The 14,815-nt window shown below is 38.3% G+C and carries 13 protein-coding genes and 4 pseudogenes; 14 read left to right on the forward strand and 3 right to left on the reverse strand.

The features are described from left to right. Positions 1–208: 208 nt before the first annotated feature. The 3 genes and pseudogenes from M3206_RS13805 to M3206_RS13815 all read left to right on the forward strand — a co-directional run. Positions 209–514 (forward strand): annotated as a pseudogene (locus M3206_RS13805) (DinB family protein); the annotation flags it as partial. Further along, positions 505–843: pseudogene (locus M3206_RS13810) on the forward strand (DUF4162 domain-containing protein); the annotation flags it as partial. The pseudogenes M3206_RS13805 and M3206_RS13810, both read left to right, overlap by 10 nt. After that, positions 834–2,432 (forward strand): ABC transporter permease, encoded by a 1,599-nt coding sequence (locus tag M3206_RS13815; RefSeq protein WP_251313111.1) that lies wholly within the window; start codon positions 834–836, stop codon positions 2,430–2,432. The pseudogene M3206_RS13810 and the gene M3206_RS13815, both read left to right, overlap by 10 nt. Before the next feature lie 132 nt (positions 2,433–2,564). On the opposite strand, the pseudogene M3206_RS13820 reads toward M3206_RS13815, so the two are convergent. Further along, positions 2,565–2,719 (reverse strand): annotated as a pseudogene (locus M3206_RS13820) (Mpo1-like protein); the annotation flags it as partial. A gap of 211 nt (positions 2,720–2,930) precedes the next feature. Here M3206_RS13820 and M3206_RS13825 point away from each other — a divergent pair. From M3206_RS13825 to M3206_RS13840, 4 genes are all read left to right on the forward strand, one after another. After that, positions 2,931–3,395, forward strand: coding sequence for an SRPBCC family protein (locus tag M3206_RS13825; RefSeq protein ID WP_251313112.1), 465 nt, complete (start codon positions 2,931–2,933; stop codon positions 3,393–3,395). An 82-nt stretch (positions 3,396–3,477) separates the two neighbouring features. Continuing rightward, positions 3,478–3,900, forward strand: coding sequence for a pyridoxamine 5'-phosphate oxidase family protein (locus tag M3206_RS13830; RefSeq protein WP_251313159.1), 423 nt, complete (start codon positions 3,478–3,480; stop codon positions 3,898–3,900). A gap of 181 nt (positions 3,901–4,081) precedes the next feature. After that, positions 4,082–4,936: an ABC transporter permease subunit gene (locus M3206_RS13835; protein WP_251313113.1), complete on the forward strand. Its 855-nt coding sequence runs from the start codon at positions 4,082–4,084 to the stop codon at positions 4,934–4,936. Next, the gene (locus M3206_RS13840; RefSeq protein ID WP_251313114.1) at positions 4,933–5,928 is read left to right on the forward strand and encodes an ABC transporter permease; all 996 of its coding nucleotides are present in this window, start codon (positions 4,933–4,935) and stop codon (positions 5,926–5,928) included. The genes M3206_RS13835 and M3206_RS13840 overlap by 4 nt, the downstream gene beginning before the upstream one ends. Before the next feature lie 42 nt (positions 5,929–5,970). On the opposite strand, the gene M3206_RS13845 is transcribed toward M3206_RS13840, so the two are convergent. Then, entirely contained in the window at positions 5,971–6,144 is a 174-nt protein-coding gene (locus M3206_RS13845) for a YjcZ family sporulation protein (protein WP_251313115.1), read from the reverse strand. Between the two features lie 128 nt (positions 6,145–6,272). Between M3206_RS13845 and M3206_RS13850 the strand changes: the two genes are divergently transcribed. Further along, the gene (locus M3206_RS13850; RefSeq protein ID WP_251313116.1) at positions 6,273–6,761 is read left to right on the forward strand and encodes a DinB family protein; all 489 of its coding nucleotides are present in this window, start codon (positions 6,273–6,275) and stop codon (positions 6,759–6,761) included. 131 nt (positions 6,762–6,892) lie between these two features. Then, positions 6,893–7,677, forward strand: a pseudogene (locus M3206_RS13855) (metal-dependent hydrolase). A gap of 118 nt (positions 7,678–7,795) precedes the next feature. Here the strand turns inward: M3206_RS13855 and M3206_RS13860 are convergent. Next, positions 7,796–10,177 (reverse strand): transglycosylase domain-containing protein, encoded by a 2,382-nt coding sequence (locus M3206_RS13860; protein WP_251313117.1) that lies wholly within the window; start codon positions 10,175–10,177, stop codon positions 7,796–7,798. 109 nt (positions 10,178–10,286) lie between these two features. On the opposite strand from M3206_RS13860, the gene M3206_RS13865 reads away from it, so the two are divergent. From M3206_RS13865 to M3206_RS13885, 5 genes are all read left to right on the forward strand, one after another. Further along, a complete protein-coding gene (locus M3206_RS13865) occupies positions 10,287–10,583 on the forward strand; it encodes a hypothetical protein (protein ID WP_251313118.1) in 297 nt (98 codons plus the stop codon). A gap of 346 nt (positions 10,584–10,929) precedes the next feature. Next, positions 10,930–11,847, forward strand: a complete 918-nt coding sequence (locus M3206_RS13870; protein WP_251313119.1) for a GNAT family N-acetyltransferase — start codon at positions 10,930–10,932, stop codon at positions 11,845–11,847. A gap of 51 nt (positions 11,848–11,898) precedes the next feature. After that, on the forward strand, positions 11,899–12,507 hold the full coding sequence (locus tag M3206_RS13875) for a TetR/AcrR family transcriptional regulator (protein ID WP_251313120.1): 609 nt from the start codon (positions 11,899–11,901) through the stop codon (positions 12,505–12,507). A gap of 483 nt (positions 12,508–12,990) precedes the next feature. After that, entirely contained in the window at positions 12,991–13,536 is a 546-nt protein-coding gene (gene sigX, locus M3206_RS13880) for an RNA polymerase sigma factor SigX (protein WP_251313122.1), read from the forward strand. Next, the gene (locus tag M3206_RS13885) at positions 13,523–14,701 is read left to right on the forward strand and encodes a hypothetical protein (protein WP_251313123.1); all 1,179 of its coding nucleotides are present in this window, start codon (positions 13,523–13,525) and stop codon (positions 14,699–14,701) included. The genes sigX and M3206_RS13885 overlap by 14 nt, the downstream gene beginning before the upstream one ends. Positions 14,702–14,815 lie beyond the last annotated feature (114 nt).

Below are 14,815 nucleotides of genomic sequence, written 5' to 3' on the forward strand. Positions count from 1 at the left end.
AAAACAAATTATAATATTAGATAAAATTTAGCTTTAAAAATGACAACATTAAGTATAACTCACACCGCACTTTGCGGGCAGATTTTTTTATTTTCTAATTACGAAATGTCATGCAAATATTCATTTATACCAGTATGAATTTTTGATAATATAAAAAGGAACAAACGTTCGAGGAAAATCATTATTGAATAGTAAAGGGGGATTTTTAATGTATGTAACGGTGAAAGACTTTATTAAAGAGTGGAACCGTGAATCTATGTTAACTCAAAAGGTATTAGAAGGTTTAACGGATGAATCATTAAAACAAAAGGTTTACGAAGGAGGGCGTACGTTAGGAATAATTGCCTGGCATTTAACAGTAAATATTCCTGAATATCTAGCTCATTTCGGATTGAAAATAGACAAAGTCGAAAATGCAGAAAATATTCCAACTTCAGTTGAAGAGATTGTTAACACCTTTAAACATATATGTTCTAATGCCGCCAAAGTCATTGAAGAACAATGGACAGACGAGGGATCATTCGCCAAGGTCAAATCATAGAAACGGGAACCTTAGACGAACTCCGTCACCTAACGCGTACACAGATCCTTGTTAGGACCAAACAGCCTATTTCATCATTATCTGAATTAAAAGGGATCCATGATATAGAAGAAACAAATAAAGGTTTGGCATTTCAAGTCGATACGGAAGAACTAGACCATGCCATCAGACACATCAGTCAGTTTGGAATTATAAAGTTAGAAAGTACGCCACCGACCCTTGAAGATCTATTTATGCGTCATTATGAAAGCAAAGATAAAGCAGAGGGCAAAGTATCAGGAGGTGTACATGAATGGATCTAAATATCTTTGCAAACACAGGTAAGTTATCTCGATTTATTCTTCGTCTAGATCAAATAAGAATCCCATTATGGATTATTGGATTAGCGATATTCACATTCATCGTACCTCCTACTTTTGAAAATTTATATGAAACGCAACAGGATAGAACTGCCATTACTGAAACGATGAAAAATCCAGCAATGATTGCTATGTTAGGGACCAGTGATTTCGATAATTATTCCATCGGTGTGATGACTGCCCACAATATGCTACTAATGACTGCGGTAATTGTAGGGTTAATGGCAATCTTTCTCGTTACACGTCACACGAGAGCAGATGAAGAAGATGGTCGAGTTGAAATGATCCGCTCCTTACCATCTGGTCGTCTCTCTTACTTAAATGCTACATTAATCGTCACAAGTGGGTCGTTTATTATTTTAGCGCTATTAATCAGTTTTGGGTTATATGCGATGGGAATCGAAAGTATGGATTTAGAAGGTTCCTTCCTTTATGGTATCGCTTTAGGTGGGACGGGGTTGATTTTTGCAGGGGTAACAGCAGTTTTTGCCCAACTTACAGAAAGCTCTCGGGGTACGATTGGATGGTCGGTTTCTATTCTGCTTTTTTTCTACCTTTTTAGAGCTGTTACAGATATAAGTAATGAAGCATTATCATGGTTTTCTCCGTTAGGTTGGGTATCGAAAGCAGAAGTATATTCATCTAATCAGTGGGGGCCCATAGTTTTAATGCTAGGTGTTTCTCTCGTCCTATTCATACTTGCAAACTTTTTGAATAGTATTCGTGATTTAGAACAAGGGTTTATAGCTTCTAAACCAGGAAGGAGAAATGCCACTCGTCTTTTGCAAAGTCCATTGGGTCTTGCGTTTCGATTACAGCGCACAGGGTTTATCTGTTGGGCAATCGGCATGTATGTGCTCGGTGCTTCCTATGGATCTGTATTTGGTGATTTAGAATCATTTTTTGAAGGAAACGAAATGTATCAACAAATGTTAAAGCAAACGGAGGGAGCTTCGATCGCTGAACAATTTATCCCAACCGTCATGCTCGTCATTTCTCTATTAGCAACAGTTCCTCCCGTAATGGCTATGAATAAACTGCGTAATGAAGAGAAAAAGGATCGATTGGACCATTTATTATCTAGGGCTGTATCGAGAACACAGCTTATAGGGTCCTATTTAATTCTAGCGATTGTAAATGGTGGTGTAATGATTTCGCTTAGTGCCCTTGGTCTATGGTCTGCTGCAACGTCAACAATGGAAGAAGGTCTGGAATTCGGAATGGTTTTCAGCTCAGCATTGGTATTTTATCCAGCAATGCTCGTTATGATTGGTATCGCTGCATTCCTGATTGGATTTCTTCCAAAAATGACTTCTTTTATCTGGATCTATTTTCTTTATTCATTCTTCGTCCTGTATATAGGAAACTTGATGGAATTACCGAAATGGGTGGGTCAACTATCGCCATTTGGCCATGTTCCACAAGTACCTATAGAGGAAGCAACGTTTTTGCCGCTATTCCTTTTAAGTATTGTTGCAGTAGGATTAATGATTATCAGTTTTGTAGGTTTCCGAAATCGAGATATACAATAAATCATTGGTGAAAAAAAGAGTGTAATCCGAAGGTGATTCTGGTAATTTAACTAGAACGCCTTCGGATTTTATGTGTTTAAGTAAGCGACTTTCGATTAGAGAGAGTGTTACATTCGTTGTTCGTTTGAAAGTTTATATTATCTCTTCTGAAAGCTGACCAAATAAAATCATCCAATACATGGAAAATCCGTCCTTAACGACCAGAATGGATGCCCGAATGTAGCCGGCTTATTTCCCTCAATAAAAAAATGACTAACCCAGGCAATATCATAAGCTACAACGGGAGCTAAAATGGCCAAAATTCTTCGGATGTTTTAAACGACATGTTTACACCTCCAATAAATTCAGTATTCTCTTATCCTCCTGCCAAATCTTTTTTAAATAAAAGGATATTAAGTCTTCATGAGGAAGACTATAAAATAATGGAAGAACTTTTAATATTCTGTGATAGCAAAATAGGTGAATCTTTTAAAAATGGAGAGATGAGGAGGATGAAAGATGGTCACCTGGAATGAAGAACGGGTAATTTCAGCACATATTGAAAAGGTTTGGGATCTCTTTTCTGATGAAAATATGCAGCGCATCATGCCAAACGTTGTTGAACATACACCGATCGAATTAAAAGAAGGCATCGTCGGCTCCAAGCATCGTCAATCTTACAAAGAGGGAAAAAGAGTAGAAACATATATTGTGGAAACGCTCGGATATGAAAACACGGAATCAAAAAAACACTTACGCATAGGGTTTACTTTAGGAAAAGCTTTTGAGATTGAAGCAGCCTATACTTTCATAAAATTGGATGAAACAAGAACACGCTTTATTTATACTGGGAGGAATAAAGGAGTAAACTTTCTAGGAAAAGTTATGCTTAAACTAGCTGGTGAGAAAAGTAACCAAAAAATCATTCAAGATTTTATGGATAGAGTAGAGGAGGAAGTGATGAAAGAATCCACGCCCGTTTAAATAGTAGTCTGCCCCTTCCATGCATAACAAGATGTTTTGTTTTCCATCCTAGAAGGTAGAGTAAATGAAAGGAGTGGATGAAATGGATAAAGAACAGTTGAAACAACAAATATTGAGCGTATTAGAAAAAAGGCAAACGGGTGTGCTGGCTAGTGTGAAACAAAATAAGCCACATTCCAGGTACATGACTTTTTTCCATGATGAACTTACCTTCTATTCGCCAACCAGTATTGAAACACATAAAGCAGAAGAGATTCAGGAAAATCCTAATGTGCATGTATTAGTGGGATATGAAGGTGACGGGTACGGTGATCCTTACTTAGAAATAGAAGGAACTGCAACGATTCAGGATGATCAGGGATTAAAAGAAAAGTTTTGGTCTGATCAAATGTCTCATTACTTTGATGGGCCTAATGATCCTAACTATATGTTGCTAAAAATCAAGCCAAGTTTAATTAGACTAATGAACAGTGAAGAAAATACACCGCTAACTCTAGAATTATAAAATAAATAAAAAAAGACCTCTCTTTTTGAATAAAAGAGGGGCTTTTGTTCGTCTAAATGAAAGAAGCTTCATTTCCTTAAATTGTAAAAAGTGTTAAAATGAATAGATTGAATATTCTTTGAATGATTTAGGGGGATGTAAATGAGGCGGTTATGGTCAATTTTTAAAATAGGGGGATGTCATGCCTTACATAGTAAAAGATAGTTTGCTTTCTTTCATCTTATCAGTCATCGGTATTTTCCTTTTAGGATCTGTTCCATTTATGTTTATGGGAATGTCTTTTAATACGGAGGGGTATTTGACTGGAATAGAGGAACTCTTTAAATCGATGATGAATCCTGCTGAAATTGTCTATTATACAAAATCCGGTGTATACCCGCTCTTTCCAGGAATTTGGGACATTGTCGGATATTCATTAACCATCCTATTTTCGGCATTTTTTATTGCCCTTTTCTTAGCGCTACTCTTTTCCATTGTGATTTTTTTGTTTCCTTCCCAATTAAAAGACAAGATTCGTGTATTTTCATTTATGTTTGAATCCATTCCTGATGTTTTGATTGCGATCGGTATACAGTTTTTTATTATTTGGTTTTTTAAAAAAACGAATATTCTTTTGTTTCAGATCGTTTCTTTATTTGACCAGAAAACATATTTTGTCCCGATCTTTTGTCTAACGGTATTGCCAACACTGCTTATTTTAAAGGTATTACTTATTAATATGGAAGAAGAATTCAACAAGCAATATATTGATACTGCGAAGGGCAAAGGAATCGGCAGGCTTCGCATTCTATGGAGGCATGTGTTGCCAAACACGCTTTTAAGTGTCTTTCATCAATCTCGCAATATCCTTTGGTTCATGCTCTCGAATTTGTTAATGGTGGAATATTTATTTAATATCTATGGCGTTACAACACTAGTAAGAGAAATGGGGAGTCCTGCTATCTTTACGATATCTATACTCCTATTATTTTTACCCATGTTTCTATTCTTTACCGCTTTAAGAATTTTGACGTACAAGTGGGTGGGTGAAAAATGATAAAGAACGTTTGGAGAAATCCCTTTTTTCTAGCCGGATTTTTATTTGTTTTTGCTTTGATCAGTTCCAGTTTTTATCATCATTTTGTCATGAATAATGAAATCTACGAAAACCAGATTATTTACGACGGCATTACGCCTGTTGAAAAAGCGCCTTTTGAACCTTCTATTGAGTATTGGTTCGGTAGCGATCGCATGGGAGCTGATTTATTCTATCAAATTATCTCAGGTGCAAAATATACATTAGGGATCGCGTTTGTTGCTAGTTTATTAAGAATCGTTTTGTCCTTTTTGGGTGGTATTTTGTTATTGAGTGCAGGTCGGGCTCTATCGCTTATCAAAGGATTAAGCCAATCATTCTATTATATTCCGTCGGCCCTTTTAATCTTTTTTATAGTAGGACCTGTTATTTCCGTTGAACAAATATCATTTTGGGAAAAAGCCATTTTTCAAGTTTTACTGATCGTCCTCATTGCCGTTCCTAATACAGCTATATTAATGAAGGAAGAAATAAGTTTAATCCAGCAGAACGAATTTATTACGAGTGCCAAGTTAATGGGAGGAAACAAGTTCCACATTTTGTTTAAACACATCATGCCGCACCTTTGGCCAAAGCTTGTCCTTATGTATGTACAGCAGGTTATTGCCGTATTGTTACTGCTTGCTCACCTTGGTATATTGGGCGTTTTCTTTGGAGGAACGATCTATCGGGAATATGGACCTGAATTCGAAATACCCGTTTCCGTTTCAAACGAATGGTCGGGCTTGCTAGGTGGTTATTATTATCAGCTAAGATTAGCACCATGGCTAGTATTTTTTCCAGTATTAAGTTTTGCTGCTGTTATTATGGCGTTTAACTTTATGGCGGAGGGAATTAAACGTACCGGGGATCAATTGCCAGGCAGGAAAAAAATGAAGAAGATAGAAGAAGACAGTGAGGGAGCTGTCCCAGTCGAATCCTTTGTATTTTTAAGCGAGCGGAAAATTGGATAAAGAAAAAGGCAAGAGAGGAATCCTCTTGCCTTTTGGTTGTTTTTATCTCAACGTCGCACCGATGATGATGAGAAGGATAAAAAGCACTACAATCAAAGCGAATACTCCGCCGCCGCCATAACCATATCCGCCGTATCCATAACCGCCACATGGGGAGCAGCCATATCCGTATCCAGGGTAACCCCAGTTACGTTGTTGTTTTCTCTTTCCAAACATGCTGTCATTCCTCCTTCTTTCTTGTGCCATATGCTTTCATCTATAGTGTATGTCCCAGAAGAAGGAGTGACAGGGACAAAGCCCTAATTAAAACTAAAAAAATATTGATTGTTAAAGGAGGACTATTTATGAGTGAAGTACTGACAAATTATGAAAATTTTACGAATTGGCTTCAGCAGCTTAAAAGGGTGCCACAGGAATATTGGCTTATGCCAATTAAAGAAGGAAAATGGTCAGTTGGAGAAATTGTTGCTCATATTAAGGCCTGGGATGTTTTCGTTTGGGATGAGAGAGTTTCTTATTTTATGAGTGGATCTGAAATTCCCCCTAAAAAAGTAGATGTAGAAGAAATCAACAGCAATGCTGCATATGAAGCGAGATCTGGTATATCGAAAGATCAGCTTTTGGATGAAGTGATTGAATGCCGCCAAGTTGTTTCAGATAAATTAGGAAAAGTTCCAAATACGGTTTGGCAGGAAAAAATAGAAATGGGTTCAAAAATGATTACATTATGTGAATATATTAGTGGTTTAGTGAAACATGATGAACATCATAAGAAACAAATTGAAGAATTCCTTCATTTAAAGGGGATTGATGTTTTGAAACAGGAAGTGTAGAGCAGTAGGAAATAAAGTCGAATTTCCCCGGAAATTATTCCAGGAAATAATTGAAACAATGGTAAGAGCTTCTAGACAGACAGAAGCTCTTTTTTTCGTTACCATATAAGAAAAGGAAACAAAGAGGGCATATGGATACAATCACACATACGTTATTTGGACTAACCTTATATGGCGCGATAGATAAGTCAAAAATGGATCAATCACATAAAAGAGCGCTTTTGTTTACTACATTGGTAGGCAGCCACATCCCTGATAGTGATGTGGTTGTGAATCTAACTGAAACAGGGCGAATCATGCAGCAAATGTGGCATAGGGGCTTAACACACTCCTTTTTTCTAATTCCCATCTGGGAATCCTGATTTATTACTTAAGCCGTCTATTATTTAAAGGGAAGGACAGGCGAATTTTTTATTGGGCGCTCTTAGCTGTTTTTATACACGATACAAGCGACCTGTTTAATACATGGGGAACCGGATATATTGAACCTTTCTCCAGCTACCGGGTTACTTTTGGTACGATCCCTATTGTCGATTTTGTGTTTTGGTTTTTAATGATCGCGGGCTTCATTGTTTCCCGTAAAAAAGTAGCGGGTGAGAGATATAAAGTATTTAGAGTCGTTTGGCTGTTAATGCTTGCTCATATCGCTATCCAATCTGCTCAAGGATATATAATCTATAATGAAGCGAAAGAAAAGTATGAGGATGTTGCGCTGGCAGCAGGATTTGTCCCTACTCAATTTATAGTGATCGGAAAAGAAGGAAACCAAGTAGAGATTGTGAAAGACAGTATTTTTATTGAACCTGAAATAGAGCACCGTCTGATCTCTCAAAAGATGAAGCAGATCTTGCGCCCCTATTTGAAGAGAATCAAAGAGCGAAAACACTTCATAAATGGTCTCCATTTGTCGTTGTAGTGGAAGAGGATGATAAACTTGGAATCTATGACCCAAGGTTTTATCGAAATGGAGAATCATTTTTATCTGAGTTCATAAAAAAGTAACCCTGAGATACGATAGGGTTACTTTTTTGTGATCAATTCGTTTGGGCCTGAGTTTCTGTTGTTGTTGTGTTAGCCTCTGTTCCAGTTCCATTTCCTTCTGCAGGAGGATCTGTTGGAGGTGTGTCTGGTTCAGACTCAGGCTCCTCGGGATCTTCAGGCTCTGTTGGCGGATCCTCTGGTTCAGGGCCTGTTCCAGGATCGTCCGGCTTATCGTCCTGTGGTGGTGGAGGATCTGGGTCATCATCTTCCTTAGGTTTAGTTGGTGGAGGATCTGTCTGCTTGTCATCCTCTTTTTTTCTTTTTTCTTCTTTTTGTTTAGCTTCTTCTTCATCTTTCACTTTTCGATCTTTGTATTCGTTCTTTTTTGGTTTTTTCGTTATTGTAGCTTTCTTCTCTTTTATAGGTGCGATAAGCTCCCTCATCGATGTTCCTTTTACAATAAGCTCTCTAATCGTGTTGGAACCATTCTTATTTTTTGTGATATAGCCAGTATCTTGATTGATATAGATCTCTTCTACCGATTTTGGCTTTTCAAAGGCAGGTGTCTTCTTATCTTTCGAAACCTCTGAAACGATGGATTTGAAGATGTATTTTGCGATTTTTTGATCTTCTGGTGTTAAATATTGTTCGGCGTTCGTCTTATCATATCCTGTCCAAACAGCTGCTGTGTAATTTGTCCTATAACCTGCAAACCAGGAATCGCTGGAGCCTTTTTCAATGTCCAGTCCATCAGGCATATTGGTTGTACCCGTTTTACCGGCGACTTCTAATCCAGGGATCGCGGCTAAAGTTCCCGTTCCTCGTTTCACAACGTCTTTTAACATATCAGTCACCATATAAGCGGTGTAGTCATGCATCGCTGCTACCGGTTTTGATTCGAACTTTTTCTCATAGCCATCAGGAAATGTGACTTTTCTCAATGTCGTCGGCTGATGATATATACCTTTATTACCAAAGGCTGTATACGCACCTGCAAGTTCGAGAGGTGAAGGTCCATGCTTAAACCCGCCGATCGCATAGGCCGGGTAAGCTGTTTTGATCGAGATACCGAGCTTATTGGCAAACTTAACGGCATCTTCAGATCCAACTTCCATAAAGGTCTTTATCGCAGGGATATTGTAAGAGTGCATGAGTGCTTCACGCATAGAAACGTCTCCATGGAATTCATCATCCCAGTTACCTGCTTCCCAGTCACCGATTTTTAATTCTTCATCTTTTATTTGTTTGTATGTCGACCATTTTAATTTTTCTATGGCAGGGCCGTAATCGAGAATGGGCTTGATCGTTGATCCTGGCTGTCTTTTCGTGTCAGTAGCATAGTTAAATCCATTTGCGATATTTTCATCACCGCTCGTTCTGTTTCCTCCTAGAGCTCGGATGACTCCAGTCTTTGTATCGAGTAGCGCTACACCCGCTTTAAACTTCTTACTTGGATACTTCACGAATTCATCATTAGACAGCACTCTTTCCGTATGTGCCTGTGCTTTTGGATCCAGGGTCGTGTAGATCTTCAGACCGCCTTCATAGATCGCACGCTCTGAAACACCTTTTTCTTTTAACTCTTTGATGACTTGCTGAATGAACGATTCATATTTCAATTGTTTCGCTTTTTCTTTAACTAGCAACTCTTTAACGGGTGTCTTTACAGCTTCTTCTTTCTGTTCTTTCGTGATGGCACCATTTTTGTACATTAATTCGAGTACGGTATTACGTCTTTCTTCTGCAGCCTCTGGATGAAGGAAGGGATCATAACCGCTTGGCCGCTGAGGAAGTCCTGCTAATAATGCAGCTTCTGCTGGAGTTAGATCTTGCAGTGGTTTATTGAAGTACGTTTTTGCAGCGGTTGCAACTCCATAAGCTCCGCTCCCAAAATAGATCTTGTTTAAGTACATCTCTAAGATTTCGTCTTTGGAGTACTTTTGTTCTAACTGAATCGCAAGGTATGCCTCTTGAACTTTACGCTTAAGCGTTTTATCAGGGGAAAGGACACTGTTCTTCACGACTTGTTGAGTGATTGTACTTGCGCCCTCTGCTCCAAAGCCATCCTTTACGTTTGCTAATGCAGCTCCAAATATTCGTTTTACATCAACACCCATGTGGTCTCTGAAGCGGGTATCTTCTGTTGAGATAAACGCTTGCTGCACAAGTTCAGGAATGTCATTAATTTTTGCGTACTCTCTCCGTTCGTTGCTTGTAACATAAGTAATAAACTCATCATTCATGTCATAGATCATGGAAGACTGCGGGTCGGTTAAGGCTTCTTCTGTTAATCTTGGAGTACCATTGACATAGGCGTATATCATGGCACCACCGAACGATACACTGGATAAGAATAATATAAGAGTAATAAGAGCAGTTCGCCGAATCCAGCGTGACTTTTTCTTTTGCTGACGGAGCTCTGATCGATTTGCCACAGCACTCTTCCTTTCTTTGGATACTATCCTTGATTTACCCATTCTCTTCCTGAATAAAACAGTTTAGGTAATCGAAGATAGGGGAAAAATAAAAAAGAGGAGTGATTCCATGAAACCACAGACAAAAGAACGTGCCGAGCTTGTTTATTCGATGCTCGGACAAATCATTGAAAAACAGAGCGGGACTGAACAAGAATTTAATCGTTTAACCGAAATATGCCAATTATTAAAGGAAGATATTGAAATCGGAGAAAAAACTTCTGGAGTGCTAGATGATCTAAGCGAACTCGGAGGTAAAGCTTTGGATTTTAATTCTGATGAGCAAAGAGAAGCATTTATAAAGCAGGAAGGTCGAAAACTTGAAGAATACCATGAGCATTTTAAAGCCTTATTTGAAGAAAAATGATCTAAGCGAACCGGCTTAGGTCTTTTTTTTATGGATTTTAAGCACGAATTCATTTGGTTGAGCGAAAAATGAAGATTCTGAGCGAAGGTGAATCTTGTTTGAGCGTAGCGTAGTAATCTTGAGCGAAAAGGGGGATGTTTTGAGCGTAGATCGAAGTTTTTGAGCGAACGTGTAATAAATATAAAAACACGTACCGTGAAAAAGGGATATAGCAAGCTCAAGCTCAAGGTAAAAACGATTCAGGATTTTGTCGAACGATTTAGGTAGTTATTTAACGGTGCATTTTATACAATAAAATTAAATAAAATGACCAGTCGTTTTAAATAAAGATCAGGGAGTGAAATCCATGCTAGTCATTAAACGTTTTGATGAGATATCTTATAAAGAAGCAATAACTTTATGGAATGAATCTTGGAAACATTACTTCTCAGATATGACAATGGACCTTAACCGGTTTTTGCAAAAAGTAACGGGTGAGGGAATCTCCTTAGAACATTCAGTTGTCGCTGTTTATGAGGGAAAGCTCGCAGGATTTGCACTGAATAGTTTTAGAACAATTAATGGCAAGCGATTTGTATGGAACGGCGGAACTGCGATTGCCCCTGATTTTAGAGGAATGGGAATCGGAGAAAAACTAATCCAAGCCTGTTTGGAGATCTACGAAGAGCAAAACGTTGATTTTGCACGTTTAGAAGCCATTAAAGAGAACGAAAAAGCCATAAAGTTATATGAGAAGATGGGTTATCAAACGTTTGAAGAGCTGTCTTTTTTGCTGCATGAAGGCGAGATTTCGGTCATTCAAGGGTCAAGTTCAAATGTCGTAGTGAAAAATGCAACGATACAAGAGGTATTATCCTTATCATTTTTTGAGCCGCTTACGGCCTGGCAAACCCAATTTCAAAGTTTAAAAGACTTTTCATGTGCACTGGCAGTGGATGGTGGACGGCCGGTTGGGTATGCAGTGTATAAAAAGAGCTTCAAAGAAACGGGAGAGCTCGCAGGAATTGTTCTCTATCAGTGTGCAATAGATACCAAGTGTGACTTAGAAGAAGAGACAACCGCAAATCTGATCAATTTCGCTTTTGCACCAGAAGCAGGAGCCATAAGAAGATTGACGATGAATCTTCCTAAAAAGCAGGATACCTTAAGCCGCTTGTTGAAGAAAGCAGGGTTTACTACGTTCGTTGAACAAGTGCATATGGAACGCCCTATTAAAAAAGGTAGCAGAAACAAAGGCAGCAAAAACTTTTTCCGAATAGACTGAAAACTCTGTTATACTTGAAATGGATAACGTGCTATAAATGGAGGAAGCATCATGCCTAAAGTTTCAGATCAGTATAAAGAAGAGAAACGAAACCACATACTCGAAAGTGCTCTAAAATGTTTCGGAGAAAAAGGATATCAAGCGACAATTATTGATGATATCGTGAAAGACTCAAATATTAGCAAAGGTGCTATCTATAATTATTTTGAAAGTAAAGAAGAGATATATTTACAGCTTCTAAAAAAGCGAACGAATTCGTTTTTTGAAGAAATGGATGAGATAAATGCCAACCTTACAAGTGCCAAAGAGAAACTAACAAATCTATTTAAACGATTCAAAAAACAAGGATTAAAAGAAGAAGATCAGCAGACTATGCGTGTTTATATTGAGTTTTGGCTTTATGGATCAAGACAAGAGGATTTAAGGAAAATTCTTGCGGAGAGATACAACCGTTTTATCGATTATATTGTAAATATAGTAGTAGACGGCCAGAAGTCCGGAGAGATCAAGAAAGAAATCGATCCCCAGAATATCTCACGAATCTTCTGGGCGATCCGTGATGGCAATGTATTGCACTATTCCTTTTTAGGAGAAGAAGAGCAATACAAAATTGCATGGGATACTATAGAAGAAATGTTCTTAAACTACGTGCAGCAATAAAGACGCCAACAGTGGCGTCTTTTTTCATTAATTTATGAACGATTGGTATTAATGACTTTTTCGAATCACCCAAAAAATGATGAGAGATGCAATGAGTACGATAAGTATCGTAGGTTGTGTGAAACCAGATGAACCCGTAAGAATATCATAGACATTTGAAACCCCTTGGCTAAATAACCAAATGAGAGGTGTATAAGGGGAAAGAATATAAAGTCCCTATATCCATATAAGGTCTAATAGTCATAAAATCTGTAGAGATTGGTAAATCAGTAGCAACTCTAATTTAACTTTAATGCTTTTTAAAAGCCCCCCTAATTAACGACTTTATTTGTCTAAGAAATACCCCTTTTGTTGGGAATTATCGACAAAATAGTCCTTTCGTGTAGCTGGAAATAAGAGTAGACTAATAGAGTAACATGTTTGTAATGTAACTTTTTACGAATAATCACGACTACATATATAGATAGACAGGGGGCCATTCTGGTGAAGGAAACGTTCGACCGGTTATACGATGAATATCACCACGCGTTGTTCCAATTTCTCTTTTACATGGTCCGAAACCGTGAATCGGCGGAGGATCTTGTTCAGGAAGTTTATATCAGGGTACTAAACGCGTATAAAAGTTTTGAAGGAAAAAGTTCAGAAAAAACATGGTTGTATTCGATAGCTAGGCATGTGGCCATTGACTGGCTTAGAAAACAATCAAGACGCAACAAACGATTTTTGATCTTTGACATTAAAGAAAGTGAAAGTTTGCTAAAAGATCAGGACCCCCTTCCAGATGAGTTATTAGCAAAAAAAGAGTCTTATAAAGATTTATATAAAATGCTAAAACGCTGTACGTTAGATCAGCAGCAGGTACTCGTGCTTCGGTACATTCAGTCATTATCTATCTCAGAAACTGCGCAAGTATTAAGTTGGACAGAAAGCAAAGTGAAAACCACCCAGCACCGGGCCATAAAAGAACTGCGCAAATGGCTGGATCAACAACCGGGCCTGGAGGAGGAATTGAAAGATGGAACCAATTAAGTGGAACGATGAAAAAATTGAACAACATCTTAAAAGTCTGCCGCCTATAAAAGACCGCCAATCCAAACAAGAACTGTATCTAAAGGTAGAGGCGAAGGTTGAATATAAAAACAATAAAGGGAAGCGGCTTCCGACATGGAGTCTTCCCGCTCTTGCGACTGCTTGTGCACTTGTGATTTTTGGTGTTTTTGCTCCTGAACTTGTGAAGAATGGTGGAACGAAGGAGCAAAATAAGGTGGTGCAGCATGAAGCTAAGAAAGAGTCTAATGAAATGAATACAACCATGACTACAGACGGAGAAGTTAGTTTGAAATTTGATAATAAAACAGCGCCTGTTTCATATCATGGTCCTATTCAAGAGAGCTCCCTGCAAAGCACCGAGACAGAGCGGGATTGGGTTACAGTAGGATACTTGGATGAGCAGGCCCAGCTTGCAATACCAGTAAGCTTTATAACGAAGCCAAATCAATACTTGGATAAAGTAAACGAACAGCTACAGAAATTTAAGCCAGCATCAGCTGGACTTATGGAAAGTCCATTGCAGCGCGCCAAGATTACGGAAGAAGAGGAAACGGTAATCATCGACTGGCCGGCAGGATCCATTTATGAAGCAGAAGAGCCATTGCTCAAAAACCTGATTGCTTTAACCTTCTCAAATGAAAATCAAAAATATAAAGTTGAATTCAGAACAGAAGGCAAAACGGGTTACGAATTCCCAAACTATGGACTAGTGAAAGGGTGGAACCTAGAAGTTCCTGGTGCTCCTCATTTCAGATATGATGCACCAACAACAGACACCTTTATTGTCAGCCTTTTTTCTGCAGGTCAGGAAGCGGATGACATGCCAGCTGATCTCGATGATGCCCTTGAAGTTATGGATGAAGAACAAGAACGTGGTTTGAAGCCATTGCTTCCCAAAAATCTAGAATTAGAAGTTAAAATAACTGGAAAACATTCAGTTGAAATAACATTCCCTGATTCATTTAAACTTCAGCCAGATAATCAAGAACATCAGATGATGATTGATGCGATCTTGCTTACTGCGAAAAGCTATGATTACGATACCGTCAAGTTTAACAATACGGGATTAGAAGCCATCGGACCTTATCAGCTAAATAAACCAATAGAAGGTATTAAAGGACAAAATGTATATCACTATCAATAAAAATATCGAAAAAGGCTGCAATTTGCAGTCTTTTTCTTATGGGAAAAAAGTAACTTTGCGTTTCAGCCCATCGACTAATAGAGTGTAAGAGCTAATTTTAGAGAGGATGTATGA

Origin of the sequence: Fictibacillus phosphorivorans (assembly GCF_023715845.1) — a bacterium.
Lineage (GTDB): Bacteria > Bacillota > Bacilli > Bacillales > Fictibacillaceae > Fictibacillus > Fictibacillus phosphorivorans_D.